This window comes from Kitasatospora sp. NBC_01266 (assembly GCF_036242395.1).
In the GTDB taxonomy this organism is placed as follows: Bacteria; Actinomycetota; Actinomycetes; order Streptomycetales; family Streptomycetaceae; genus Kitasatospora.
Genome location: NZ_CP108458.1, coordinates 5,372,181 through 5,399,032, shown reverse-complemented (window position 1 = coordinate 5,399,032; position 26,852 = coordinate 5,372,181). Strand labels below are relative to the sequence as shown.

The 26,852-nt window shown below is 71.2% G+C and carries 23 protein-coding genes; 15 read left to right on the top strand and 8 right to left on the bottom strand.

The features are described from left to right. Positions 1-34 precede the first annotated feature (34 nt). The 5 genes from OG403_RS23635 (at position 35) to OG403_RS23615 (ending at position 8,221) form a co-directional block, all read left to right on the top strand. A complete protein-coding gene (locus OG403_RS23635) occupies positions 35-3,793 on the top strand; it encodes a multifunctional oxoglutarate decarboxylase/oxoglutarate dehydrogenase thiamine pyrophosphate-binding subunit/dihydrolipoyllysine-residue succinyltransferase subunit (protein ID WP_329567567.1) in 3,759 nt (1,252 codons plus the stop codon). A 177-nt stretch (positions 3,794-3,970) separates the two neighbouring features. Beyond that, positions 3,971-5,836 (top strand): serine/threonine-protein kinase, encoded by a 1,866-nt coding sequence (locus OG403_RS23630; protein WP_329567565.1) that lies wholly within the window; start codon positions 3,971-3,973, stop codon positions 5,834-5,836. A 53-nt stretch (positions 5,837-5,889) separates the two neighbouring features. After that, complete coding sequence (locus tag OG403_RS23625; protein ID WP_329567563.1) at positions 5,890-6,072, top strand: DUF6104 family protein; 183 nt, start codon at positions 5,890-5,892, stop codon at positions 6,070-6,072. Between the two features lie 206 nt (positions 6,073-6,278). After that, positions 6,279-7,241: a DUF4097 family beta strand repeat-containing protein gene (locus OG403_RS23620; RefSeq protein WP_329567560.1), complete on the top strand. Its 963-nt coding sequence runs from the start codon at positions 6,279-6,281 to the stop codon at positions 7,239-7,241. Further along, on the top strand, positions 7,238-8,221 hold the full coding sequence (locus OG403_RS23615; RefSeq protein WP_329567558.1) for a helix-turn-helix transcriptional regulator: 984 nt from the start codon (positions 7,238-7,240) through the stop codon (positions 8,219-8,221). The genes OG403_RS23620 and OG403_RS23615 overlap by 4 nt, the downstream gene beginning before the upstream one ends. 70 nt (positions 8,222-8,291) lie before the next feature. Here OG403_RS23615 and OG403_RS23610 read toward each other — a convergent pair whose 3' ends face one another. Then, the gene (locus OG403_RS23610; RefSeq protein ID WP_329567556.1) at positions 8,292-9,254 is read right to left on the bottom strand and encodes a zinc-binding dehydrogenase; all 963 of its coding nucleotides are present in this window, start codon (positions 9,252-9,254) and stop codon (positions 8,292-8,294) included. Positions 9,255-9,351: 97 nt separating this feature from the next. Next, the gene (locus OG403_RS23605; RefSeq protein WP_329567554.1) at positions 9,352-10,548 is read right to left on the bottom strand and encodes an NAD(P)-dependent malic enzyme; all 1,197 of its coding nucleotides are present in this window, start codon (positions 10,546-10,548) and stop codon (positions 9,352-9,354) included. A gap of 571 nt (positions 10,549-11,119) precedes the next feature. Between OG403_RS23605 and OG403_RS23600 the strand changes: the two genes are divergently transcribed. The 4 genes from OG403_RS23600 (at position 11,120) to OG403_RS23585 (ending at position 14,597) form a co-directional block, all read left to right on the top strand. After that, positions 11,120-12,040 (top strand): ABC transporter substrate-binding protein, encoded by a 921-nt coding sequence (locus OG403_RS23600; protein ID WP_329567552.1) that lies wholly within the window; start codon positions 11,120-11,122, stop codon positions 12,038-12,040. 28 nt (positions 12,041-12,068) lie between these two features. Further along, entirely contained in the window at positions 12,069-13,043 is a 975-nt protein-coding gene (locus OG403_RS23595; RefSeq protein ID WP_329567550.1) for an amino acid ABC transporter permease, read from the top strand. A 26-nt stretch (positions 13,044-13,069) separates the two neighbouring features. Then, entirely contained in the window at positions 13,070-13,849 is a 780-nt protein-coding gene (locus tag OG403_RS23590; protein ID WP_329572493.1) for an amino acid ABC transporter ATP-binding protein, read from the top strand. A 142-nt stretch (positions 13,850-13,991) separates the two neighbouring features. After that, a complete protein-coding gene (locus tag OG403_RS23585) occupies positions 13,992-14,597 on the top strand; it encodes a CGNR zinc finger domain-containing protein (RefSeq protein WP_329567548.1) in 606 nt (201 codons plus the stop codon). Here the strand turns inward: OG403_RS23585 and sodX are convergent. Then, positions 14,581-14,973, bottom strand: a complete 393-nt coding sequence (gene sodX / locus OG403_RS23580) for a nickel-type superoxide dismutase maturation protease (RefSeq protein WP_329572491.1) — start codon at positions 14,971-14,973, stop codon at positions 14,581-14,583. The two genes, OG403_RS23585 and sodX, sit on opposite strands and share 17 nt — an antisense overlap. Positions 14,974-15,234: 261 nt before the next feature. Between sodX and sodN the strand changes: the two genes are divergently transcribed. From sodN to OG403_RS23560, 4 genes are all read left to right on the top strand, one after another. Then, positions 15,235-15,630, top strand: a complete 396-nt coding sequence (gene sodN, locus OG403_RS23575) for a superoxide dismutase, Ni (protein WP_329567546.1) — start codon at positions 15,235-15,237, stop codon at positions 15,628-15,630. A gap of 89 nt (positions 15,631-15,719) precedes the next feature. Beyond that, entirely contained in the window at positions 15,720-16,196 is a 477-nt protein-coding gene (locus OG403_RS23570; RefSeq protein WP_329567544.1) for a GNAT family N-acetyltransferase, read from the top strand. A 215-nt stretch (positions 16,197-16,411) separates the two neighbouring features. Beyond that, positions 16,412-16,843: an anti-sigma regulatory factor gene (locus OG403_RS23565; protein WP_329567541.1), complete on the top strand. Its 432-nt coding sequence runs from the start codon at positions 16,412-16,414 to the stop codon at positions 16,841-16,843. Between the two features lie 164 nt (positions 16,844-17,007). Next, entirely contained in the window at positions 17,008-18,075 is a 1,068-nt protein-coding gene (locus OG403_RS23560) for a SigB/SigF/SigG family RNA polymerase sigma factor (RefSeq protein WP_329567539.1), read from the top strand. Between the two features lie 7 nt (positions 18,076-18,082). Here OG403_RS23560 and OG403_RS23555 read toward each other — a convergent pair whose 3' ends face one another. Beyond that, complete coding sequence (locus OG403_RS23555; protein ID WP_329567537.1) at positions 18,083-18,523, bottom strand: hypothetical protein; 441 nt, start codon at positions 18,521-18,523, stop codon at positions 18,083-18,085. A gap of 51 nt (positions 18,524-18,574) precedes the next feature. On the opposite strand from OG403_RS23555, the gene OG403_RS23550 reads away from it, so the two are divergent. Both OG403_RS23550 and OG403_RS23545 read left to right on the top strand, forming a co-directional pair. Continuing rightward, positions 18,575-19,546: a diacylglycerol/lipid kinase family protein gene (locus tag OG403_RS23550; RefSeq protein WP_329567535.1), complete on the top strand. Its 972-nt coding sequence runs from the start codon at positions 18,575-18,577 to the stop codon at positions 19,544-19,546. A 416-nt stretch (positions 19,547-19,962) separates the two neighbouring features. Beyond that, positions 19,963-20,214, top strand: coding sequence for a WhiB family transcriptional regulator (locus tag OG403_RS23545; RefSeq protein ID WP_014138019.1), 252 nt, complete (start codon positions 19,963-19,965; stop codon positions 20,212-20,214). 482 nt (positions 20,215-20,696) lie between these two features. Here OG403_RS23545 and OG403_RS23540 read toward each other — a convergent pair whose 3' ends face one another. The 4 genes from OG403_RS23540 to OG403_RS23525 form a co-directional block, all read right to left on the bottom strand. Further along, positions 20,697-22,217, bottom strand: coding sequence for a sensor histidine kinase (locus OG403_RS23540; RefSeq protein ID WP_329567533.1), 1,521 nt, complete (start codon positions 22,215-22,217; stop codon positions 20,697-20,699). Positions 22,218-22,567: 350 nt separating this feature from the next. Continuing rightward, entirely contained in the window at positions 22,568-23,623 is a 1,056-nt protein-coding gene (locus OG403_RS23535) for an SIS domain-containing protein (RefSeq protein ID WP_329567531.1), read from the bottom strand. 99 nt (positions 23,624-23,722) lie between these two features. Beyond that, positions 23,723-24,982 carry an extracellular solute-binding protein gene (locus tag OG403_RS23530; protein ID WP_329572489.1) on the bottom strand — a complete coding sequence of 420 codons (1,260 nt, stop codon included), beginning with the start codon at positions 24,980-24,982 and terminating at the stop codon, positions 23,723-23,725. Positions 24,983-25,289: 307 nt separating this feature from the next. Then, positions 25,290-26,852, bottom strand: coding sequence for a glycoside hydrolase family 3 protein (locus tag OG403_RS23525; protein WP_329567529.1), 1,563 nt, complete (start codon positions 26,850-26,852; stop codon positions 25,290-25,292).

Below are 26,852 nucleotides of genomic sequence, written 5' to 3'. Positions count from 1 at the left end.
TCCCAAAAGGAAGCGGAAGAGGGCGGTTGCCGCCGTGTCGCCACACCCTGAAACCCCCAGCTCGGCAAGCACCACTGGCTTCGGCCCCAATGAGTGGCTCGTCGACGAGATCTACCAGCAGTACCTCCAGGACCCCAACTCGGTCGACCGAGCCTGGTGGGACTTTTTCGCCGACTACAAGCCCGGTACCGAGGTGACCCCAGTGACCCAGGCCGCGACCCCGGCCGGCCCCGCGCCGACCATCGTTGCTGCCCCTGCCCCTGCTGCGACCGCCGCTGCGGTGGCGCCTGCCCCCGCCGCCGCCGTGGCAGCCCCGGCCCCCGTGGTCGCGCCTGCCGCCGCCGCGCCGCTGGCAGCCGCCCCGGCCGCGCCGCCGGCCCCCAAGGCCGCCGCCGCGCCCGTGACCGCCGCACCCGCGGCCGAGAGCACCGGGCCCGAGCTCGTCCCGCTGCGCGGCCCGGCCAAGGCCGTGGCCACCAACATGGACGCCTCGCTGGAGGTGCCGACCGCCACCAGCGTGCGCGCGGTGCCGGCCAAGCTGTTGATCGACAACCGCATCGTCATCAACAACCACCTGCAGCGCGCCCGTGGCGGCAAGGTCTCCTTCACCCACCTGATCGGCTACGCGCTGGTGCAGGCCCTGAAGGCGACCCCGGGCATGAACCACAGCTACGCCGCGAAGGACGGCAAGTCCTTCCTGGTGAAGCCGGACCACATCAACCTCGGTCTGGCCATCGACCTGGTGAAGCCCAACGGCGACCGCCAACTGGTCGTCGCGGCCATCAAGAAGGCCGAGACGCTCGACTTCTTCGGTTTCTGGCAGGCCTACGAGGACATCGTCCGCCGGGCCCGCGCCAACAAGCTGACGATGGATGACTTCACCGGTGTCACGGTCTCGCTGACCAACCCCGGCGGCATCGGCACCGTGCACTCGGTCCCGCGCCTGATGCAGGGTCAGGGCACCATCCTCGGTGTCGGTGCGATGGAGTACCCGGCCGAGTTCCAGGGCTCCAACCCGGACACCCTGGCCCGGCTCGGCGTCTCCAAGATCATGACGCTCACCTCGACCTACGACCACCGGGTCATCCAGGGCGCGGCGTCCGGCGAGTTCCTGCGCTCGATCCACCAGCTGCTGCTGGGCGAGCACGGGTTCTACGACGAGGTCTTCGAGTCGCTGCGGATCCCGTACGAGCCGGTCCGCTGGGCCACCGACGTCGCCACCACGCACGAGGACGACGTCAACAAGACCGCTCGCGTCATGGAGCTGATCCACTCCTACCGGGTCCGCGGCCACCTGATGGCCGACACCGACCCGCTGGAGTACAAGCAGCGCAAGCACCCGGACCTGGACGTGGTCGAGCACGGCCTGACCCTCTGGGACCTGGAGCGCGAGTTCGCCGTCGGCGGCTTCGGCGGCCAGAAGATGATGAAGCTGCGCGATGTCCTCGGGCTGCTGCGCAACACGTACTGCCGCACCGTCGGTGTCGAGTACATGCACATCCAGGACCCCAAGCAGCGCAAGTGGCTGCAGGAGCACCTGGAGAAGCCGTACACCAAGCCGGAGCGCGAGGAGCAGCTGCGCATCCTGCGCCGGCTGAACGCGGCGGAGGCCTTCGAGACCTTCCTGCAGACCAAGTACGTCGGCCAGAAGCGCTTCTCGCTGGAGGGCGGTGAGTCGCTGATCCCGCTGCTGGACGCGACCATCGACTCCGCCGCCGAGCACCGCCTGGACGAGGCCGTCATCGGCATGGCCCACCGCGGCCGGCTGAACGTGCTGGCCAACATCGTCGGCAAGCCGTACGGCAAGATCTTCGGCGAGTTCGAGGGCAACCTCGACCCGAAGTCGATGCACGGCTCCGGCGACGTCAAGTACCACCTGGGCTCCGAGGGCACCTTCACCGGCCTGGACGGCGAGACGATCAAGGTCTCGCTGGCCGCCAACCCCTCGCACCTGGAGACGGTCGACCCGATCGTCGAGGGCATCGCCCGCGCCAAGCAGGACATCCTGGACCAGGGCGGCACCACCTTCCCGGTGCTGCCGATCCAGATCCACGGCGACGCGGCCTTCGCGGGCCAGGGCGTGGTCGCGGAGACCCTGAACATGTCGCAGCTGCGCGGCTACCGCACCGGCGGCACCGTGCACATCGTGGTGAACAACCAGGTCGGCTTCACCGCCGCCCCGGCCTCCAGCCGCTCCTCGATGTACTGCACCGACGTGGCCCGGATGATCGAGGCCCCGATCTTCCACGTGAACGGCGACGACCCGGAGGCCGTGGTCCGCGTCGCGCGCCTGGCCTTCGAGTTCCGCCAGGCGTTCCACAAGGACGTCGTGATCGACCTCATCTGCTACCGCCGCCGCGGTCACAACGAGGCCGACAACCCGTCGTTCACCCAGCCGCTGATGTACGACCTGATCGACAAGAAGCGCTCGGTGCGCAAGCTCTACACCGAGGGTCTGATCGGTCGCGGCGACATCACCATGGAAGAGGCGGAGTCCGCGCTCCAGGACTTCCAGGGCCAGCTGGAGAAGGTCTTCGCGGAGGTCCGCGACGCGGCCTCGGCGCAGGTCGGCGCCCCCAGCGGCCGGCCGGTGGCCGACTTCCCGGTGAACATCCAGACCGGCATCTCCCAGGAGATGGTGAAGCGGATCGCCGCCTCGCAGGTCAACCTGCCGGAGTGGCTGACCGTCCACCCGCGTCTGCTGCCGCAGCTGCAGCGCCGCGCCGGCTCGATCGAGGACGGCACCATCGACTGGGCCACCGGCGAGACCCTCGCCATCGGCTCGCTGCTGATGGAGGGCCACCCGGTCCGCCTGGCCGGCCAGGACAGCCGCCGCGGTACCTTCGGCCAGCGCCACGCGGTGCTGATCGACCGGGTCACCGGCGAGGACTACACCCCGCTGCTCTACCTGACCGAGGACCAGGCCCGCTACACCGTCTACGACAGCCTGCTGTCGGAGTACGCGGCGATGGGCTTCGAGTACGGCTACTCGCTGACCCGCCCGAACGCGCTGGTCATGTGGGAGGCGCAGTTCGGCGACTTCGTCAACGGCGCGCAGACCGTGGTCGACGAGTACATCGCCTCGGCCGAGCAGAAGTGGGCGCAGCACTCCGGCGTCACCCTGCTGCTGCCGCACGGCTACGAGGGCCAGGGGCCGGACCACTCGTCCGCGCGTCCCGAGCGCTTCCTGCAGCTGTGCGCGCAGAACAACATGACGGTCGCGATGCCGACCTCGCCGTCGAACTACTTCCACCTGCTGCGCTGGCAGGTGCACAACCCGCACCACAAGCCGCTGGTCGTCTTCACCCCGAAGTCGATGCTGCGACTGAAGGCGGCGGCCAGTTCGGCGGAGGAGTTCACCTCCGGTTCGTTCCGCCCGGTGATCGGCGACAGCACGGTCGACCCGCAGAACGTGCGCAAGGTGGTCATCACCGCGGGCAAGTTCTACTACGACGTGGAGGCGGCGCGCACCGAGCGCGGCGTCACCGACACCGCGATCGTGCGGGTCGAGCGCCTCTACCCGCTGCCGATCGCCGAGCTCCAGGAGGAGCTGGCCCGCTACGGCGAGGACGTCCAGTTCGTCTGGGCCCAGGAGGAGCCGGCCAACCAGGGCGCCTGGCCGTTCATCGCGATGAACCTGGTCGACCACCTGGACGTGGTGATCGGTCGCAAGGCCAGCGGCGGCCGCCTGCGCCGGGTGGCCCGCACCGCCTCCTCGGCCCCGGCCGTGGGCTCGGCCAAGCGGCACGCCGCCGAGCAGCAGGCGCTGATCGAGGAGATCTTCAGCCTCTGACGTCGGCTCAGCAGCAAGCCTGGAAGGGCCCGGTCCGGATGCGGACCGGGCCCTTCCGGCGTCCGGCCGAGCCCGGCGGATCCCGGCAGATCTCGGCAGATCTCGGCAGATCTCGGCTGGGTAACCAAACCGGTCCCGGCACGGCACTGCTGACGGTCCGTCGATAACCTCGGCGCCATGCCTGCCGATGATCAAAACGCCGCCGCACCGCCGCCGCCCGCCTTCCAGCCGCTCCACCCGGACGATCCGGTGCAGGTGGCCGGCTACCCGCTCTCCGCGCGGCTCGGGGCCGGCGGCATGGGCCGGGTCTACCTCTCATTCACGCCGGGCGGCCGTCCGGTGGCGCTCAAGGTGGTCCGCCCCGAGTTCGCCGAGGACGCCGAGTTCCGCCGCCGGTTCGCCCAGGAGGTGACCAACGCGCAGCGGATCCACGGCCTGTACACCGCCCAGGTGATCGACGCCGGCACCCACGCCGACGCGCCCTGGCTGGTCACCGCGTACGTGCCGGGGCCCTCGCTGCAGCAGGTGGTGCGCGAGTACGGCGCGCTGCCGGTGCGCACCGTGCTGCTGCTGCTCGGCGGCATCGCCGAGGCGCTGCAGGCGATCCACAGCGTCGGTGTGGTGCACCGCGACCTCAAGCCCGCCAACGTGCTGGTCGCCGCCGACGGCCCGCGGGTGATCGACTTCGGCATCGCCCGCGCCGCCGACGCCACCGCGCTGACCGGGACGGGCTTCCGGATCGGCTCGCCCGCCTTCATGGCACCCGAGCAGGCCCAGGGCGCCGCGGTCACCCCCGCCACCGACGTCTTCGCGCTGGGCGCGCTGGCGGCCTACGTGGCCGGCGGCCTGCCGCCGTTCGGCGAGGGCCCGGAGACCGCGGTGCTCTACCGGGTGGTGCACGAGCCGCCGGAGCTGGACGCGGTGCCCGAGGACCTGCGCGAGCTGCTGCTGCGCTGCCTGGCCAAGTCGCCCCAGGAGCGGCCGACGCCGGCCGAGATCATCGAGATCGCCCGCAACCACCCCGAGGTCGGCGGGCAGTTGCGGTTCGCCGACGACTGGCTCCCGGCGCCGGTGGCCGGCGAGATCACCCGGCGCTCCGACCTGCCGAAGGCCCGGCCGGCCGCACCGCCCGCCGAGCCGGCGCAGCCGGGCCTGCCCCCGATCCCCACCGTGCCCGCCACCGCGCCCTCCTTCGCCGCTCCCCCGCCGCCCGGCCAGGCGCCGACCACCCAGCTGCCGCCGGACCGGACCACGCCGCTCCTGCCGCCCGCACCCGGCGCGGCCTTCGCCCCGCCGACGCCGGTACCGGCCGCCGAGGCGGCCGTCACCCGCAAGGGGGTCTCCTGGAAGGCGCTGCTGGCGGTCGCCGTGGTGATGGCGCTCGGCGGCACGCTCGCCGGGGTGCTGCTCAGCGACCAGTCCGGCAAGAGCGTCGCGAAGAGCGGCGCCGCCGGCACCCCGCAGCAGCAGCCCCCGGCCACCGCGCCGGCGGGCGGCACGGCGCCCGGCGACGCGCCGAGCGCCGGCGCCACGGCACCCGGCAGCACGGCTTCCGACACCGCGTCAGCCGACGGCGCGGCCAGTCCGGTCAGCGGTGTCTCGGCGACCGCCGCCGCGGGCGGCTACACCCCGCTGGTGAGCAAGATCGAGCTGGACATCCCGCCGAGCGAGTACGCCAGCTACGCGTACCGGGTGGACCTGGTCGGCGGCAAGCTGATCGCCTCGGCCACCAACCCCACCTGGGCGCTCTCCCTGACGAACGACGGAAACGGCGGCAGCCAGGCCGACGCCTTCTCCGGGGCCGGCGACGACCCCTCCGACTTCGCCGTGATCACCGATCCGACGGTCACCCCGGCCCAGTGCAACTCCGCGATCGACACCCGGCCGGACTCCGACCTCTCCTTCAGCCACGTGAGCGCGGGCCGGCTGCTCTGCATCCGCGACCGCACCAGCCACGCCATCGCGATCGCGGCCGTGGAGAGCGCCAACGCGCAGACCGGCGAGGTCAAGCTGTCGCTGACCACCTGGCAGGGGACCTCCTGACCCCGTTCTATCCTGGCTCGACAACCGACCCTGAGGACCGACCGGAGCACACCGTGTACTTCACCGACCGCGGCATCGAGGAACTGGAGAGCCGGCGCGGCGACGAGGAGGTCAGCTTCGAGTGGCTGGCCGAGCGTCTGCGCGAGTTCGTGGACCTCAACCCCGACTTCGAGGTTCCCGTCGAGCGGCTGGCCACCTGGCTGGCCCGGCTGGACGACGACGAGGACGAGGACTGAGCGCACCAGGACCCGGTACCGCGCAACGCGGCAGGGCCCGGCAGGCAACCGCCTGCCGGGCCCTGCCGCGTTCTCGGCGCGGAGAACTACTTGACTTCGCCGCCACGCGATATATCGTGTTTCTTGGAAGACGCGATACATCGCGACTAGCCGGATCGTCGCCTTTCCAGGGTACGACGGCGGCTGCCAGACGGGAGGACCAGCAGATGAGCCAGTGGACAGTCAGTGGACCCGACCGGATCACGCTCGACGAGGCGGTGCGGGCGCTGGAGGTGCGGATCATCGGCGGCGCGGTCAACGTGGTCGCCGCCGAGGGCCCGGCCCGGCTCGAGGTGACCGAGCTGGACGGCGAGCCGCTGCAGGTCACGCTGACCGACGGCGTGCTGACCGTGACCTACCCCGACCTCAGCTGGAGCGACTTCGGCGACCGCGAGCGGTTCAAGTCGGTCGACTCGGTCAAGGGCCTGCTGGACTCCCTCTTCCGCAAGCGCCACGCCCGCGCCGTGGTCTCGCTGACCGTGCCGGCCGACGCCACGGTCAAGGTCGGCACCGCCTCCGCCGAGGCCACCGTCTCCGGCGTGCGCGGCGGCACCTCGGTGGGCGGGGTGGCCGGCAGCACCACGCTGGTGGGTCTGGCCGGGCGGATCGAGGCCAAGTCGGTCTCCGGCGACATCGACGCCCAGTCGGTCTCCGGCGACCTGGTGGTCAAGACCGTCTCCGGCGGACTGACCGTCATCTCCGGCACCCCCGCCTCGCTGCTGGCCAACACCGTCGGCGGCGCGGTCACCCTGGACCTGGCGAGCACCGGGTCGGCCGACGTGCGGATCGCCACGGTCAGCGGGGACGTCGCGGTCCGGCTGCCGCAGCCGGCCGACACCACGGTCGACGCGGGCAGCACCAACGGCCAGTTCGCCACCGCCTTCGAGGAGTTGACGGTCGGCGGCAGCTGGGGCTCGAAGAAGCTCACCGGCCAGCTCGGGGCCGGCACCGGCCGGCTCCAGGTGAGCACCGTCTCCGGGGCGATCTCGGTGCTGCGCCGCCCGGAGCCGGAGGACGGGGACGTGGTCCTGGTCAAGGAACTGGCCGCCGGCACCGCCGAGCCGGCCGACGCGGTCGGCTCCGACGGCCCGGCCGACACGAACGACGCGCCGAAGGGTGAGCAGGCATGAGCAGCGTCTTCGCGCACGGCCGGCTGCGGCTCTACCTGCTGAAGCTGCTCGACGAGTCGCCGCGGCACGGCTACGAGGTGATCCGCCTGCTGGAGGAGCGCTTCCACGGGCTGTACGCGCCGTCCGCCGGCACCGTCTACCCGCGACTGGCCAAGCTGGAGCAGGAGGGGCTCGTGGAGCACAGCACCGAGGGGGGCCGCAAGGTCTACCGGATCACCGAGGCGGGCCGCCAGGAGCTGACCGAGCGCCAGGACGACCTGGCGGAGCTCGAGGTGGAGATCAGCGACTCGGTCGTCCAGCTGGCCGGGGCGATCCGGGAGGACGTCCGGGACTCCGCCAAGGATCTGCGCGAGGAGCTGCGCGACGCGGCCCGCAACGCGCCCAAGGCCGCCGATCCGGGGGTCGCCTGGAGCGGAGCGTGGGGGTCCGAGTCGAGCTGGCAGCGCACCCGGGAGGAGTTCTCCGAGTTCAAGGCCCAGGCCAAGAAGGCCAAGGAGCAGGAGAAGGCCGCCCGGGAGCAGGCCAAGAAGGCCAAGGAGGAGGCCCGCAAGGCGCGCGAGCAGTCCCAGGCGGTCCGCCAGGCGGCCCAGCAGGAGGCGCTGCGGATCAAGCGCAAGGTCGAGCAGCAGGTCCGTGAGCACGTCAGCAAGGGCGACTGGCCGACCGGTCTGGCCGAGGGCCTCTCCGAGCTGACCCGGGGTCTGGCGGGCCTGGCCGACTCGGCCCGCTGGGGCGACGCCGGGGCCGGCTCGGCCGCCAAGGTCGACCTCGGCAAGGAGGCCCCGAGCGACCTGCCCGACTGGGCCCGCACCGAGCCGGACGCCGACCCGGCCCGTGAGCTGGAGCGGCTGCTGGACCGGTTCCGCGACCAGGTCCGCGACGCCGCCCGGGACAGCGCCCGGGTGACGGCCGACCAGCTGGGCGAGGCGCAGTCGGTGCTGGCCGGCGCCGCCGAACGGCTGCGCCGCCTGCTCGGCTGACGCGGCGCCAACGGCGCCACCTCTCGGCCCGTTGTCCGCGCTCCGGCGCGGGCAACGGGCCGCGCGCCGTTCAGGGCTCCAGCACGATCTTCCCGAAGACCTCGCCCTTGGCCAGGCGCGCGAAACCGTCGCGCGCCTCGGTCAGCGGCAGCACGGAGTCGATCACCGGGCGCACCCCGGCGTGCGCGCAGAGCGCGAGCAGCCCGGCGAGCTCCTCCTTGGTCCCCATGGTCGAACCGACCACCTTGAGTTCCAGGAAGAAGATCCGGTTCAGCTCCGCCGACTTCGGGCTCGGGCCCGAGGTGGCACCGGAGATCACGATGGTCCCGCCGGGCCGCAGCGACTTCACCGAGTGCGACCAGGTGGCCGCCCCGACCGTCTCCATCACCGCGTCCACCCGCTCGGGCAGCCGCGCGCCGCTCTCGAAGGCGGCGTCCGCGCCCAGGTCCACGGCCCTGGCCCGCTTGGCCTCGTCCCGCCCGGTGACCCAGACTCGCAGGCCGGCCGCCTTGCCCAGGACGATCAGTGCGGTGGCCACCCCGCCGCCCGCGCCCTGCACCAGCACGGTGTCACCGGGCTTGACCCCGGCATTGGTGAAGAGCATCCGGTAGGCCGTCAGCCAGGCCGTGGGCAGGCAGGCCGCCTCGGCGAAGGAGAGTTCGGCCGGCTTGGGCAGCAGGTTCCAGGTCGGCACGGCCACCCGCTGGGCGAAGGTGCCCTGGTAGCGCTCGGTCAGGATGGAGCGCGGCTCGTTCGGCCCGACCCCGTGACCGCTCTGGCCGATCACCGAGTGGATCACCACCTCGTTGCCCTGCTCGTCGATGCCGGCCGCGTCGCAGCCCAGGATCATCGGCAGCCGCTCGGCGGGCAGGCCCACCCCGCGCAGCGACCAGAGGTCGTGGTGGTTGAGGGTGGCGGCCTTGACGGTCACCACGCTCCAGCCGGGCCGGGCCTCGGGCTCGGGCAGCTGCCCGAGCTCCAGGGCACTCAGAGGATCGTCAGCGTCGATGCGGGCAGCGTAGGCGGCGAACATGGAGCGGACACTAGCCAACAAGCGGCGGGGCCCGGAACCACGCGAGGGTGTGACCTCCACCGCGTGTCCCGGGCCCCGGTCCGGTCGTACTGACGGACTACCGCCGCGCGACACCCTCGCGGCGGGCCGCCTCGGCGACCGCCTTGGTGACGGCCGGCGCCACCCGGGCGTCGAACGGCGAGGGGATCACCTTCTGCGGCGTCAGCTCATCGGCCACCACGGCGGCCAGCGCCTGGGCGGCGGCCAGCTTCATGCCCTCGGTGATCCGCGAGGCCCGCACCTGGAGCGCGCCGGCGAAGATGCCGGGGAAGGCCAGCACGTTGTTGATCTGGTTCGGGAAGTCGGAGCGCCCGGTGGCCACCACGGCCGCGTACTTGTGCGCGACCTCGGGGTGGATCTCCGGGTTCGGGTTGGCCATCGCGAAGATGAAGCAGTGCTCGGCCATGGTCGCCACCGCCTCCTCCGGCACCGTGCCGCCGGAGACGCCGATGAAGACGTCCGCCCCGGCCAGCGCGTCGGCCAGGCTGCCGGTCAGCCCGGCCTTGTTGGTCTGCGCGGCGATCTCGGCCTTGGCGTCGGTCAGGTCCTCGCGGCCCTGGTGCACCACGCCGCGCCGGTCGCACACCGAGACGTCGCCGATCCCGGCCGCCACCAGCATCTTGGCGATCGCGATCCCGGCCGCGCCGGCGCCGGAGATGACCGCGCGCAGCGCGCCGATCTCCCGCCCGGTCACCTTGGCGGCGTTCCACAGCGCGGCGGTGGTGACGATCGCGGTGCCGTGCTGGTCGTCGTGGAAGATCGGGATGTCCAGCGCGTCCTGCAGCCGCCGCTCGATCTCGAAGCAGCGCGGGGCGGAGATGTCCTCCAGGTTGACGCCGCCGAAGGACGGGGCGAGCCGGATGACGGTCTCCACGATCTCGTCCACGTCCGTGCAGTCCAGCGCGATCGGGACCGCGTCCACGCCGCCGAACTGCTTGAACAGGATGGCCTTGCCCTCCATCACGGGCAGCGAGGCCTGCGGGCCGATGTCACCGAGACCGAGCACCGCGGTGCCGTCGGTGACCACCGCGACGGTGTTGGCCTTCCAGGTGTAGTCGTTGACCAGTTCGGGCTGCTCGGCGATGGCGGTGCAGACCCGTGCGACCCCGGGGGTGTAGGCCAGCGACAGGTCGTCCGCGTCGCGCACCGGAACGGTGGCGCGCACCTCCATCTTGCCGCCGCGGTGAAGCGCGAACACGGCGTCGACCGGATCGTCGGTGTCCTGGATACGGGGGTGGATGATCTCCGCTGCCACGATGACCTCTTCGTCATGATCAGCGAGGGCGCGCGGTGCGACGGCGATCGAACTGGCACGTCGGACGGCGGCCTCGGGTGAGGGGTTTTGATGAACCTGCGCGGTGCTTTCCGGCAGAGCCTAGGACGGAGAGCAGGCACCGCACCTGTGCCAAGGTCTCTCGTCACGCACTATTCACCGGCAATAGCGGTTCGGCGCACCCCCGTAGGGGGGTGAACAGGGGGGACTCGCAGGGTTGAACAGGGGAACGCTCGGGGGGAGCTGATGCCTCGGATACGGAGTCGGCGTCATGACTTCCGGTCCTCTGCAACCCGGCTCTGTCGCGAGCCGGTGGTCCCTGTTCGGTATCGGGGGTCACCCGATAGCAGATTCTGACACACCGGGTACCCGGTCCGGCAGACCGGGTTGTCGCCGTGGTGGACCTCACGCCGACGCACCGCACCGCCGGGCGGGAGTCGGCCTCCGGTGAGAACCTGGCAGGAACGCGGCAGCACGATCACGTTCCGCGCTCGCGACGTCACCCGTGCCCCGCTCACCAGTTCGCGCGTCACCTCTCCTCGGGAGGACCTCCGTGCGCACCCGCACCCGGCGTTGCGCCATCGCCACCCTCGGGCCGCTGCTCGTCGCCGGCACGCTGGTCGTCGCCGGCTGCGGCAGCAGCACGACGGGCGGCGCCCCGAGCACCGGCCCGCCGATCGCCACGCCGAGCGCGGTCCCCTCGCTCGCGGCCCAGGTGCCGGCCGACATCCGGTCGAGCGGACAGCTGGTGGTCGCGACGGACGCGTCCTACGCGCCCAACGAGTTCAAGGACCCCAAGGGCGACATCGTCGGGATGGACGTCGACCTGGCCAGGGCCATCGCGCAGACGCTGGGGCTGACCGCCGACGTGCAGAACGCCGACTTCACCTCGATCATCCCCGGCATCACGGCGAACAAGTACCAGCTGGGCATGAGTTCGTTCACCGACACCAAGGAGCGCGAGGCCACGGTCGACATGGTCACCTACTTCTCGGCCGGCACCAGCACGGCGGTGAAGGCGGGCAACCCCGACAAGATCGACCCGAACGACCTGTGCGGCAAGAAGATCGCGGTGCAGACCGGCACCACCCAGGTCGACGAGATCACCGACGTCATCGACCCCGCCTGCAAGCAGGCCGGCAAGCCGGGCATCCCCAACGGCGGCGACCTGTTCGACCTGCAGACGGACGTCACCCTGGCGCTGATCGCCGGGCGTGACCAGGTCATGCTGGCCGACTCTCCGGTGGTCGACTACGCGGTCCAGCAGACCGGCGGCCAGGTGGAGAAGATCGGCGCCACCGCGGACACCGCCCCCTACGGGATCGTGGTCGCCAAGAACTCGCCGCTCACCAAGGCGGTCCAGGGCGCGGTCGAGTCGCTGATCGCGAACGGCGTCTACCAGCAGATCCTGACCAAGTGGGGCGTCCAGTCCGGCGCCGTCAACCAGTCCGTCATCAACGGCGCCAGCAGCTGACCGACGCCAACTACTCCTTGGGGCCACAGTGAACCCATCCGACCAGGAGTCGGTGACCCGGGCCCGGCCGCCGGCCATCAAGGCCGTGCCGGTCCGGCACCCCGGCCGCTGGGCGGGAGCCGTCGTCGTCGCCGTCCTCGCGGCGATGCTGATCCACGCCCTGCTCTTCAACAAGGCCTTCCAGTGGCACGTGGTGGGCCAGTACCTGTTCCACCAGACGATCATGAACGGCCTGGTCACCACCCTCGAGCTGACCGCGCTCGCGATGCTCATGGGTGTGGTGGGCGGGGTCGTCCTGGCCGTCATGCGGCTCTCCCACAACCCGCTGCTGTCCGCCACCGCCTGGTGCTACATCTGGGTGTTCCGCGGCACTCCGGTGCTGGTCCAGCTGCTGTTCTGGGAGTTCATGGGGTCGCTCTGGCCGGATCTGTCGATCGGCATCCCGTTCGGCACCGAGTTCTGGTCCGGGTCCACCAACACCCTGATCCCGGTCTTCACCGCCGCCCTGCTGGGCCTGGGCCTGAACGAGGCGGCCTACATGGCGGAGATCGTCCGCGGCGGCATCCAGTCCGTCCCGGTGGGCCAGACCGAGGCCGCGCACGCGCTCGGGATGAGCCAGGTGCGGACGATGCGGCGGATCATCCTGCCGCAGGCGATGCGGGTGATCATCCCGCCGACCGGCAACGAGACCATCTCGATGCTGAAGACGACCTCGCTGGCCTACACGATCTCGCTGGTGGAACTGCTGGGCGCCGCGCACGACATCTACTCGCGCACCTTCCAGACCATCCCGCTGCTGATCGTGGCGAGCATCTGGTACCTCTTCCTGACCTCGATCCTGACGATCATCCAGTACTACATCGAGCGGCACTACGCGCGCGGCGCCAACCGGGTCCTGCCGCCGACCCCGCTGCAGCGGCTGCGCGGGCTCTTCCGCGGCCGGCGGACACCGACGGCCGACGCGGACGTGGTCCCCGGCCTCGAGGGAGGCGGACACCTGTGAGCGATCCGGCCGTGAGCGGTTCGCCGATGGCACCGGTCGGGCCCGGCAGTGCGATGGTCCGGGCCGAGACGGTGTACAAGTCCTTCGGCACGGTGCACGTGCTCAGGGGCATCGATCTCCAGGTCCGGCAGGGCGAGGTGTTCGTGCTGGTCGGCCCGTCCGGCTCGGGCAAGTCGACCTTCCTGCGGTGCATCAACCACCTGGAGAAGATCAACGCCGGCCGGCTCTGGGTCGACGGCGAGCTGGTCGGCTACCGGCAGAAGGGCGACCGGCTCTACGAGCTGAAGGACCGCGAGGTGGCCCTCAAGCGGCGTGACATCGGCATGGTCTTCCAGCACTTCAACCTGTTCCCGCACATGACCGCGCTGGAGAACGTCACCGAGGCGCCGGTGCAGGTCAAGGGCGAGTCCAAGGCGGCGGCGCGGGAGCGGGCCCGCGCGCTGCTGGAGCGGGTGGGGCTGGCCGACAAGGCGGCCAACTACCCCTCCCAGCTCTCCGGCGGCCAGCAGCAGCGGGTGGCGATCGCCCGGGCGCTGGCGATGGAGCCCAAGCTGATGCTCTTCGACGAGCCCACCTCGGCGCTCGACCCGGAGCTGGTCGGCGAGGTGCTGGACGTGATGCGCGGCCTGGCCGAGGAGGGCATGACGATGATCGTGGTCACCCACGAGATGGGCTTCGCCCGCGAGGTGGGCGACGCGCTGGTCTTCATGGACGGCGGGGTGGTGATCGAGTCGGGCCACCCGCGCGAGGTGCTCGCCAACCCCCGGCACGAGCGCACCAAGGCCTTCCTCTCCAAGGTGCTGTAGCGCTTCGGCAGCCGCGTTGTGACAGGTCAGGGCGCCGATCCCGGTCGGGTCGGCGCCCTGACCCGCTCGGACGTTCAGGTTCCCGGCAAAAGGTAATAGGCTTCTAGCAGACCACCCATTACGCAGTGCGGAGGAATTCCCGGTGGAGCTCGCCCTGTACGCCGACTACGCCGTCCGGCTGGTCAACAGCGAGGAGCCGGAGCGCGGCACCGACGCGCTGGTCAGCGTGGACGCGGTGCGCGCGCTGTTCGCCAGCCCGTCCTCGCGCGGTGCGCAGCTGACCGAGACGGCCGACCTGCCCCGGCTGCGGGCGGTGCGCGGCCGGCTGCGCGCGGTCTTCGAGGCCGCCGCGGCCGGTGACGAGACCCGCGGTGTCGACCTGCTGAACGAACTGATGGTCGAATACCCGGTCAGCCCGCTGGTCTCGGGCCACGACTACCTGGACGAGAGCGGCCGGCCGCGCTGGCACCTGCACCTGGCCGACAACGCGGCCAGCGCCACCGCCGCGTTCACAGCGGTGGCCTGCATGGGCCTGGCGATCCACCTGACCGAGCTGGGCGCGGACCGGCTCGGCATCTGCCAGGCCGCGCCGTGCCGCAACGCCTACCTGGACACCTCCACCAACCGCTCGCGCCGCTACTGCTCGGACCGCTGCGCGACCCGGGCCAATGTCGCGGCCTACCGGGCGCGCAAGCGGCAGGAGGCCGCGGCGGCCGCCGAGGCAGCCGCCGCTACAGCTCTGGGCTGAGCCGCCGGAACACCCCGAACCGGGCCGCCAGACCCGGCCAGCGGCCCAGCGGCCGGGTGCAGAGCAGCCGCTCCAGCCAGCCGGCCGGGGCCAGCCAGACCGGGTTCGGGGAGAGCCGCAGCAGCACCCGGCCGAGGACCAGATCGTCAGGTACCGGGCCGTACTCCCGGCTGTCGTTCTCCACGAACTGGTTGTCGGAGAGCAACCACCAGCCCTTGGTACGCCGTTCGGCGGCCCGTTTGACCACCAGCAGGTCCTGGCGCAGCGGGTGACGGACCAGCACCACGGCGCCCGGCCGGATCCGGGCGCCGTACCGGACCAGCAGCCGGTCGCCGTGGTAGAGCGTGGGGACCATTGACGGCCCGGCCACGTCCATCAGCCCCAACGGCAGCACCCCGCCCCCCGTACGCTCCACAGGTTCTGGGCCCGCGTCAGTGCCCTGTCGCCGCATCGCCGTACCTCCTTGTCGCGCCCGCCGGCTCCCATCCTCGGGACCAGCATCCCGCATCGACAACGTGTGCCCGATATCGACCGGTTCCGACTCAACCTTTTGCCCTAGGCCCCCGTCCCGACCGAGAGATCCGGGGGGCCGCGGGGTAGTCTCAGGCCCGGGAAGACGATCTAAGGAAGGACTCCCATGCTCTCTCGTCTGTTTGCGCCGCGGGTCACCGCTCACGCCCACTGCGACCTGCCCTGCGGTGTCTACGACCCCGCTCAGGCCCGCATCGAGGCCGAGTCGGTGAAGGGTACTCAGGAGAAGTACCAGGCCAACGAGGACGCCCACTTCCGCGCGCGCGCCATCATCATCAAGGAGCAGCGCGCCGAGGCCGTCAAGCACCACCTGTCGGTGCTGTGGAGCGACTACTTCAAGGCCCCGCACTTCGAGAAGTACCCCGAGCTGCACAAGCTCTTCAACGACGCCCTGAAGGCCGCCTCGGCCGCCAAGGCCTCGACCGACCCGGCCACCGGTCAGACCCTGCTGGACTACATCGCCCAGATCGACAAGATCTTCTGGGAGACCAAGCAGGCCTGATCCCACCCCGGGTCAACCTGACGCCGATGCCCCGCACTCTTTCGAGTGAGGGGCATCAGTCATGACCGGGCCCAAGTACCCTCGAAGGCATGATCAGAAGCGCTGTCGCCGAGGACGTCCCGACCATCATCGAACTGATCCGCGAACTCGCGGACTACGAAAAGGCCCTGGACCAGGCCAAGGCCACCGAGGAGCAGCTGCACGAGGCGCTGTTCGGGGCGCACCCGGCGGTCTTCGCCCTGATCGCCGAGGACGACGAGACGGCGCGGACCGTCGGCTTCGCGCTCTGGTTCCGCAACTTCTCCACCTGGACCGGCACGCACGGGATCTACCTGGAGGACCTCTACGTGCGCCCCGAAGCGCGCGGCGGCGGCCACGGCAAGGCGCTGCTCACCGAGCTGGCCCGGATCGCCGCGGAGCGCGGCTACGGGCGCTTCGAGTGGTCGGTGCTGGACTGGAACGAGCCCGCGATCGGCTTCTACAAGTCGCTCGGCGCCGAGCCGATGGAGGAGTGGACGGTGCACCGGCTGACCGGCGAACCGCTGCGGGAGCTGGGAAAGCACTGACGACCTGCGGCGAATCCGGTCACAGGTCGCGACATCCATCGGCCGATCGCGGTAACGTCTCGGCGGACGGCCCGCGTCCGGCGCCGCCCGCATGGGTAGGACCGGGACGTACCGCACCACCCCTCAAGACAGTTGGGGCGAAGCAGTTGAGCCAAGCAACAGAACGTGCCGCGGCCCTCGGGTCACCAGCACAGCACGTCACCCAGGAGGTGAGGGTGTCCCAGATCGACGGCGATGCCGAGTCCCGGGACGAAACGGCCGCCAAGGATTTCGTGGAGGTCCGACTGCCCGCCCAGGGCGCCTACCTCTCGGTCCTGCGGACGGCCACGGCCGGGCTCGCGGCCCGGCTGGACTTCACCCTGGACGAGATCGAGGATCTACGGATCGCGGTGGACGAGGCCTGCGCCATCCTGCTCCAGCAGGCGGTGCCGGGCTCGGTGCTGTCCTGCGAGTTCCGGCTGGTCGGCGACGCGCTGCGGGTCACCGTCTCGGCCCCGACCACCGACGGCCGGGCGCCCGAGCGCGACACCTTCGCCTGGACGGTGCTCTCCGCACTGGCCGGCGAGGTGGAGTCCTCGGTGGCCGAGGACCGCACGGTCAGCATCAGCCTGCACAAGAAGCGCGGCGGGACGATCATCCAGCCGTGATCCGGCCACCCGGCCTGACCCGCGCAGGGCACCGGTGGGGCACCGCCACGATCCCTCCCGGGGCGGTGGCGTTCCCGCTCCGGGGCCCGATCGCGGTACAACCAATGTGATGGCCCGGCCGCGCCGGCGGCCCGGGCGCTCCCGGAACGGAACGGGGGATCGCCGTGAGTGATCTGGATCGCAACTCTGCCGTCGGGCCGCTGCCCGTGGACGGCCGACCCGCGGACGAGGTGTCCGCCGGCGGCCGGACCACCGGTGGTGGAGCGGCCCGGCGCCGTACCGTGCCCGCGCCCGCCTCTCCCTACGACGCGCACCCGAAGGACGCCCAGCGGATGAGCCAGCCGACCGACCCGACGCCGGAGCCGACGGCCGAGCCACGCCCGCCGGCCGAGGAGGGCGATCCGGGCGAGGAGGCCCTGGTCGAGGTGGTCAAGGCCGCACTGCCCGTCCAGGGGTCCGGCCAGCACCGCACGGCCGCCCCGGACCGCGAGGCGGCGCGCGCGCTCTTCGTGCGCCTGGCCGAGCTCCCCGAGGGCTCCGCCGAGCGGGTGGAACTGCGCAACCAGCTGGTCCGGATGCACATCCCGCTGGTCGAACACCTGGCCAGGCGGTTCCGCAACCGCGGCGAGCCGCTGGACGACCTGACCCAGGTGGCCACCATCGGCCTGATCAAGTCGGTGGACCGGTTCGACCACGAGCGCGGGGTGGAGTTCTCCACCTACGCCACCCCGACCATCGTGGGCGAGATCAAGCGGCACTTCCGCGACAAGGGCTGGGCGGTGCGGGTACCGCGCCGGCTGCAGGAGCTGCGGCTCTCGCTGACCACCGCGACCAGCGAGCTCTCCCAGCGGCACGGCCGCTCCCCCACGGTGCACGAGCTCGCCGAGCACCTCGGGATCTCCGAGGAGGACGTGCTGGAGGGCCTGGAGTCGGCCAACGCCTACTCCACCCTCTCGCTGGACGTCCCGGACAGCGACGACGAGTCGCCGGCCGTGGCGGACACCCTGGGCGCCACCGACGAGGCGCTGGAGGGGGTGGAGTACCGCGAGTCGCTGAAGCCGCTGCTGGCCCAACTCCCGCAGCGCGAGCAGAAGATCCTGGTGCTCCGGTTCTTCCGCAACATGACGCAGTCCCAGATCGCCGCCGAGGTCGGCATCTCGCAGATGCACGTCTCGCGGCTGCTTGCCCGCACTCTGGCCCAGCTGCGGGACAAGCTGCTGGTCGAGGAGTGACGCAGGGTCAGTTGTCGTCCTGGTCGGTCTGGTAGAGCAGCGCGGTGACCCGCGGGTTGAGCGTGGTCACCAGGCCGGCCAGGCCGACCACGAGGACCAGCGCGCCGATGGCCGGCATCATGCCGTCGCTCTGGAACATGTAGTACGCCACCGGCAGGCAGGTGGAGTGGGTCAGCACCGCGGGGCTGCGGCCCCAGCGGCGCAGCCGCAGCAGCGCCCCGGAGGCGACCAGCGGCAGCAGCCCGAGCAGCAGGATCACCACGCCGCCGTACTCCACCAGTGCCTGGTTCCTGGTGGTCTCCAGCAGGCCGGCCACGATCATGTAGCCGCCCCAGGCGGTCAGCGCGGCGCCCTCGGCGGCGGTCAACGCGACGGCGGCGAGCAGGGTGCCCGGGCGGGCCGGCGCGGAGCTGTCGGCGGGGGCGGCGGAGGAGGTTTCTGCGGTCACTCCAGCAGGGTAGCCGCCGCCACTCCGGCGCTGAGCCGTAGGCTGAACCTCATGCGCGCGCTCCTGGTCGTGAACCCGAAGGCCACCACCACAAGTGGCCGGACCAGGGACGTGCTCACCCACGCGCTGCGCAGCGATCTCAAGCTCGACGTCGCGGTCACCGGCTACCGCGGCCACGCCCGTGACCTGGCCCGCGAGGCGATGACGGACGGCGCGGTGGACCTGGTGGTCGCGCTCGGCGGCGACGGCACCGTCAACGAGGTGGTCAACGGACTGCTCGCGCACGGCCCCGGCGAACGGGTGCCGCGGCTGGCCGTGGTGCCCGGTGGCAGCACCAACGTCTTCGCCCGCGCGCTCGGCCTGCCCAACCACCCGGTGGAGGCCACCGGGCAGCTGCTGGACGCCCTGGAGCACCACCGGGAGCGGGCGATCTCACTCGGCAAGGCGATGACCGAGGGGCTGCCGGACCGCTGGTTCACCTTCACCGCCGGCCTCGGCTTCGACGCGGGGGTGGTCGGCCGGGTGGAGGAGCAGCGCAGATCGGGGCGCAAGTCCACGCACGCGCTGTATGTCCGCGAAGCACTCCGGCACTACGTCACCGAGCGTCATCACCGTAAGAACGGGCCGGTGACTTTGGAACTTCCGGGCCGCGCACCGCAACCCGGACTGGCGATGACCATAGTGTCGAACACCTCGCCGTGGACATTTCTCGGCAATCGCCCGGTGCTGCCCTCGCCTTCCGCTTCCTTCGAAACCGACCTTGATGTCTTCGGGATCACTCGAATGACAGCGTTCGGAACCGCTCGTACGGTCCGTCAGATTCTGCGACCGCACACTCCTTCGGAGCAATCCGGCAAGGAGACGGGACCGGTCGGGAAGCACGTTGTCTCCTATCACGACGTCAGACACTTCACCTTGGTTTCAGAGGAACCGGCCCCATTTCAGGTCGACGGGGACCACCTTGGGGAGAGGAGTCGAGTCAGTTTCACAGGCGTACGACGGGCACTGCGTGTGATTGTGTGACCAGAAGGGGGTCTCGCCCTTCTTCTCGAACGCGCTAGCCCCCTTCACCCCATAGAAGTACCGCCTGTGAGGTAGGCGACACCGAAGAATCAAAAATTCCTCCTCGAAGGGGGTTGTATCCGAGCCCGAGGTTTGCGAACCTCTACATGGCGATCGGGACGCGTCGCAGCGAGACAAGCGAGGCGGCCCCCTTGAACATCCCCTGGCGCCTACGGCCGCTGGGAGTCCTCAAGGTGAGTAGTACCTGCTGAGCAGTACCTCAGGATGCGCCCGAACCCCCCTTCTGCACAGACTGCCGGGCCGCGAAGGCCTTAGGTCCCTTTTGCCGTTGTGGGATTCGTGAAAGCGTTCACATTCACAAGCCATCGATAGTGTCGGCCGGGCCACCGCCTGCCGGCAGGAGGAGTTGGACGACCATGGACTGGCGCCACCGCGCTGTCTGCCGCGAAGAGGACCCGGAGCTGTTCTTCCCGATCGGGAACACCGGTCCTGCTCTGCTGCAGATCGAGGAAGCCAAGGCCGTGTGCCGCCGCTGTCCCGTCATGGAGCAGTGTCTGCAGTGGGCTCTGGAGACCGGCCAGGACGCCGGCGTCTGGGGCGGCATGAGCGAGGACGAGCGTCGTGCGATGAAGCGTCGCGCCGCCCGCAACCGCGCCCGCACTGCCTGAGCGAGCGCTTCGCGCTCCGCTCAGCCGACGCACGGCAGCTGACGCACGACTGATCAACCGCTTTGCCGAACAGAAGCATTGCCGATCAACACATGATCACAGGCTTCGACCGCCACTCCGTCGAAGCCTTCCGCAGGAGCCGTCGCGCTCGGGAAACCGATCGGCGCGGCGACCTCGACACCTTGCCCCCGCTCGGTCCGGACACTTGATACTGTTCACACAGAGCAATATCGTGGACCTGGGACGCTCACCGTACGCAATATGACGGGGCGGGCGACCTGGTAGTGACCGACGCGCACCGCAGGGTGTCGCGCACCACAGAGCCCCCGTTCCGGCCGACTCCCCCCGACGGCCGGAACGGGTTGAGAGGCCCTGTCGACCCTCCCCCCCGGTCGGCAGGGCCTCGTTTCTTTGCCTGCCGCTCGTCCGGACCTGCCCACCCGTCCGCCCGGCGCGCGGTGCGCCGGGCGGACGGCGCGCGCTCAGCGCACCGGGATCTCCAGCACCACCTTGGTGCCGCCGCCGGGCGCCGCCACCATGTCGAAGGTGCCGCCCAACTCGCCGGTGGCCAGGGTCCGGACGATCTGCAGCCCGAGATTGCCGTCCTGCTGCGGGTCGAACTCCTCGGGCATCCCGCGCCCGTCGTCCTGCACGGTGATCAGCAGGTACTCCTCCGGCTTCGCTCCCCCGGTCCAACTGTCCGACCAGCCCATGCCGGTGGCCGGCGCGCGCCCGCGCAGCGCGCTGACCGCGAGGTTGCCGGCCGCCTTGGACCCGAAAGCGTGTTCCAGCGCGTTCTGCAGCAGTTCGGTGAGGACCATCGCCAGCGGGGTGGCCACCTCGGCGGAGAGGATGCCGAAGCTGCCGCTGCGCCGGGTGGTCACCTGGCCGTCCTGGGACAGCTCCATCACCATCGCCAGCACCCGGTCGGCGATCTCGTCGAAGGCCACCTGCTCGTCCAGCGTCTGGGAGAGCGTCTCGTGCACGATCGCGATCGAACCGACCCGGCGCACCGCCTCGTCCAGCGCGGCACGGGCCGAGTCGTCGCCCATCCGGCGGGACTGCAGGCGCAGCAGCGCGGCGACCGTCTGCAGGTTGTTCTTCACCCGGTGGTGGATCTCCCGGATGGTGGCGTCCTTGGTCATCAGCTCCCGGTCGCGGCGGCGCAGTTCGGTGACGTCCCGGGCCAGCACCAGCGAACCGGTGTGCACGCCCTTGGGCTTGAGCGGGATCGCGCGCAGCGTCACCACGCCGCCCTGGGCCTCCACCTCGGCCTGCCGCGGCGCCCAGCCGCTGGCCAGCTTCACCAGCGCCTCGTGCACCGCGCCGCGCGACGGGGGCGCCAACTCGGCTGTCGTGCGCCCCAGGTGACCACCCACCAGATCCGTGGTCAGGCCGAGCCGGTGATAGGCGGAGAGCGCGTTGGGGCTGGCGTAGGTGACGATGCCGTCGGCGTCCAGCCGGATCAGGCCGTCGCCGACCCGGGGGGCCGCGTCCATGTCGACGACCTGCTCGCCGGCGTACGGGAAGGTGCCGGCCGCGATCATCTGGGCCAGGTCGGAGGCGCTCTGCAGGTAGGTGAGCTCCAGCCGGCTCGGGGTGCGCACGGTCAGCAGGTTGGTGTTGCGGGCGATCACCCCGAGCACCCGGCCCTCGCGCCGCACCGGGATCGACTCGACCCGCACCGGCACCTCCTCGCGCCACTCCGGGTCGCCCTCGCGGACGATCCGCCCCTCGTCGAAGGCGGCGTCCAGCAGCGGGCGGCGCCCGCGCGGGACCAGGTGGCCGACCATGTCGTCCTGGTAGGAGGTGGGGCCGGTGTTGGGGCGCATCTGCGCCACCGAGACGTACCGGACGCCGTCCCAGGTGGGGATCCACAGCACCAGGTCGGCGAAGGAGAGGTCGGAGAGCAGCTGCCACTCCGAGACCAGCATGTGGAGCCACTCCACATCGGCACCGGTGAGGGTGGTGTGGCGGCGGACGAGTTCGTTCAACGAGGGCACAGGGCGAGGGTAGCTCCCCCGGCCGGCCCGGACCCGGTCCCACGGGTTGTCCAGACCAATGCCGGGCCGCTCCTGGACAACCCAGATTGGTCTAGTCCACAATGGAGGAGCACCAAGGAGAGGCCACTCGCGCAAACTGCCCTGACCGCGCGCGGCCGCTCCTCGGTCGGCTGCCGCGCTGCCGGGACCCCGCACAGTTCCGGAGGCGCTTGACGGCGGCCGACGACAGCTCCGGGCTACGGTGCCGCGCACAGGTTGAGGGTCCTGTGTCGGCGCCGTGGCCCGTAGTGTTTTCCGGAGCCGAAGCCGGGATCCGGCGCCGGCGGCGACACCGGCTCGGGCGGCTCGGCTCAGCGGGTCTCGGTGACCTTGGCCAGCGCGCGCGGCGCGTCCGGGTCCTGGCCGCGCGCGATGGTGACCTCGTAGGCGAGCTGCTGCAGCGGCAGGATCTCCAGGATCGGCTGAACCTCCTCCGGCACCCCGCCGGGCAGCGCGAAGCCCGCCGAGGCGGCGTCCACCTGCTCCTGCCGGCCGATCACCACCAGATCCGCGCCCCGGCCGCGCAGCCGCTCCAGGACCGGCTGCAGCGCCTCGCCGCCCTTGCCGTCCGGCACGATCGCGATCACCGGCGAGACGTTGTCCACCATCGCCAGCGGCCCGTGCAGCAGATCGGCACCGGAGAACGGGGTGGCCGGGATGTAGCTGGTCTCCATCAGCTTCAGCGCCGCCTCGCGGGCGGTCGGATAGCCGTAGCCGCGCGAGGTGATCACCAGCCGCTGGGCGAAGCGGTAGCGCTCGGCCAGCGCCTTCACCTCCCCCCGGCGGGCCAGCACCCCGGCCGCCAGCTGCGGCAGCCCCTTCGCGGCGGCGCCTTCACGGCCCCGCAGGCCCTCCACGAAGAGGTAGAGGGCGAGCAGCTCGGCGGTGTAGGTCTTGGTGGCCGGCAGCGCCTTCTCCGCTCCGGCCAGCACGTCGATGTGGAACTCGGAGACCTCGGCGAGCGGTGAGGCGGCGTTGTTGGTCACCGCCAGGGTGATCGCGCCGCCCTCTCGGGCCGCCTTGGTGGAGGCGACCAGGTCGGGCGAGCCGCCGGACTGGCTGACCGTGATCACCAGCACGTCGCGCAGGTCCGGCTTGGCACCGTAGGCCGTGGTGGTGGACATCGAGGTGAGCCCGGCCGGCTTGCCGAGCAGCACCTCGATCAGGTACTTCGCGTAGAGCGCCGCGTTGTCGGAGGTGCCGCGCGCGGTGAGCAGCACGAACCTCGGCTCCCGGCCGGCGATCTCGGCGGCGATCTCGTGGATCCGGGGAGCGCCCTCGTCGAGGAGGCGCCGTAGCACCGCCGGCTGCTCGGCCATCTCGGCCGCCATGATCTTCCCGGGGCGGTGCGGCTGCTGGTCGGACATCAGGTGGACCTCCGGTGCGTTGCTGGGGCGAGGGTCGCGGGCACCGCCGATCCTGCGGGCAGTGCCGATCCTAGAACCGGTCAGGGCGAAACAGTCTTTCTAGGACTGGGTGTTGATCAGCTGGTTGATCTGCGCGTCGGCGGCCTTGGTCGCCTGGTCCACCGACTGCCCGGCCAGGATCGCGTTCAACATGGTCACCAGGACGCCCTTCTTCTCGATCGCCGCCCAGCCGGGCGCCACCGGGGTGAACCAGGCGTTGGGCACCGCGCTGGCCGCGGCGGCGGTGGCCGGGTTGGACTTCAGCGGGTCCAGCTGGGCGAGGTTGTTCGGCAGGATGTTCTTGCTCGCCAGCAGCGCCTCGGACTTGGCGCTGGTGAAGAGCTTGATCCAGGCCGTGGCCGCTGCGGTGACCTGCGACTTGGCGGTGATCGCGAGGTCGGAGCCGCCGATGAAGCTGGGCAGCGGCTGGCCGTTGGGCCCCGGGAAGATGGCCGGCTGCAGGCTGCCCTGGAGCGCCGGGTTGCCGGCCGGCGCGGTGACCGCGCTGGTCGCCTCCCAGCCGTTGCCGTAGATCACCCCGGCCTCCTGCTTGCCCAGCACGTCGGACTGGTGCAGCTCATTGGCCGTCAGATCGCCGTGGTTGTACCGCTTCACCAGATCGACGAAGTGCTGGATGCCCTGCTGCGCCCGGGGGTCCTCCAGGGTGCCGTGCCAGTTGCCGGCGGAGTCGTAGCGGGCGATCGTGCCGCCGTACGCGGCGACGTAGGACATCGCGGCGTACCAGTACGGGCCCGGCAGGTAGAGCGCGGAGAAGGACTTGTCGCCCTTGTGCGCCGCCTGGATCCTGTCCAGCGCCGCGGTGAGGTCGGCCTCGTTGGTCGGGAACGCCGTGCTGCCGGTGGCCTGCTGGAACATCGCGGTGTTGTAGATGCCGACCCGGGCGCCGGCGTAGTAGGGCACGCAGTAGAGCTTCTCGTCGTAGGTACAGGTGTTCTCCAGGCCCGGGATCCAGCTGTCCGAGTTCTCGTAGTCGGTCTTGTCGACCTGGGCCAGCGCGCCGTTCAGGATGTACTTCTCGGTCTCGGTGTTGCCCAGTTCGACCACGTCCGGTGCCTTGCCCTGGCTGAGCGCGGTATCCAGGTTCTGCACCTTGTCCGCCCAGCTCTGGTAGCTGAGCTTCAGGGTGACATTCGGGTAGGCGGCCCCGAATTCGTCGTTGACCTGCTGCACCAGGTCCGGCCAGCTGGTCTGCGCGTCGCTCATCAGCCAGATGGTGAGGGTGCCGGTGAGCGCCGCGGCGTCCGCGGACCGCGTGGCCCGCGGCCCGGAACCGCTGCCACCGCAGGCGGTCAGGCCCATGGCCAGGGCGATGACGACGGACGCGGCCAGCAGTTGACGGCGCTTCACATGATCCTCCGAGTGGTTCAGACCAGATTGCAGGAGCCTGGCCTAGACCAAAGCGGCTGTCAACGCATTCCGGAGTTCTCCCGCCTTCCCGTTGCGCATTCGTGTCTTAATCCTTGCTTAAGGCATGACAATTGATGGACGACCAATTCAGCAGGAGTTCGAACAACTCGGCGGCGCGAAAAGACGGCGAAAGACAGCGGGGCCCCGCGGAGGAGAATTCCTCCGCAGGGCCCCGCTGTTGAGCGGCGGTCAGAAAGTCCTACTGGGTACGCACCGTCGGCTGGCCGGTGAGCACCTCGACGGCGGCCAGGCCGCAGACCCGGGCCGCGCCGTGGGTGGCGATGTGCAGCGCGCCGACCGGGGCGGCCTGCGGCACGCCCATCTCCACCACCAGGGCGTCCGGACGGGTCGCCAGCAGGCCGCGCACGGCGGCGGCCATCCACTCGTGCCGGTGCAGGTCGCGCACCACCAGCACCAGCCGGCGGTCCGCGGCCTCCCGCAGCACCCGGGCGACCAGCTCGTCCAACTGCCCGTCGGCGGCGGCGTCGGCAGGCGTGAAGCTGAGCGCGCGGGTACCCGGGAAGCGCTCGGCCAGCATCCCGGCCACGCCCCACGGAGTCACGTCGCCCACCGCGATGTTGGGCTCGGGCGAGAAGGAGGCCACGCACGGGCGGTCCGTCACCGGGGCGAACGGCTGCGCCGGGTCGGTGGTCACCAGCAGGGCCCGGCGGGCGGCCCGCAGGCCGATCGACAGGTCCGGCTCGGTCGGCGCGCCCTGGGCGGAGATGCGCGCCCAGGAGCCCAGCGAGCGGACCCGCGCGGCGGCGTCGGCAAGCCGCTCCTCGGGCAGCCGGCCCGAGCGGACCGCCCCCACGATCGCGTCCCGCAGGGTGAGCACCGTCTCCTCGTCGGCCAGCCCGCCGCCGACGCAGATCGCGTCGGCGCCGGCGGCCAGCGCCAGCACCGTCCCCTCCGCGATGCCGTACGTGTTGGCGATCGCCCCCATCTCGATCGCGTCGGTGACGATCAGGCCCTGGTAGCCGAGCCCGCCGTCCTCCGGGCGACCCCGCAGCAGCCCGCCCAGCACAGCCTTGCTGAGCGTGGCCGGGTAGACCGGGTCCACCGCCGGGAGCATGATGTGGGCGCTCATCAGGGCCTTGGCGCCGGCCTCGACGGCGGCCCGGAACGGCACCAGGTCGCGCGAGCGCAGCAGGTCCTCGTCCACGCCGATCATCGGCAGGCCGTGGTGCGAGTCGATCGCCGTGTCGCCGTGGCCGGGGAAGTGCTTGGCGCAGGCCGCGACACCGGCCGACTGCAGGCCCTCCACCCAGGCCGCGGTGTGCCGGGCGCACAGCTCGGGGTCGGCGCCGAACGAGCGCACCCCGATGATCGGGTTGCCCGGGTTGGAGTTGACGTCCGCGGAGGGCGCCCAGTTGTAGTTGATGCCGCACTCGGCCAGCGCCCGGCCCAGCTCGCGGGCCACGTCGCGGGTCAGCGCCGGGTCGTCGATCTCGCCCAGGGCCAGGTTGCCCGGCCACGAGGAGCCGGAGCCGACCTCCAGGCGGGTGACGTCGCCACCCTCCTCGTCGATCGCGATCAGCAGATCGGGGTTCTCCTGGCGCAACTGGGCGGTGAGTGCCGCCAGCTGGGCCTGGTCGGTGACGTTGCGGCCGAAGAGCGCCACCGAGCCCAGACCGGCCGCCAGGTGGCGGCAGACCCACTCGGGCGGGGCGGTGGTGCCTTCGAAGCCGGGCTGCAGGACGGTCAGTGCGTCGCGATGCAGCTGGTCACTGTCCGCAATGCTCGGGATGAGGATGCTCAC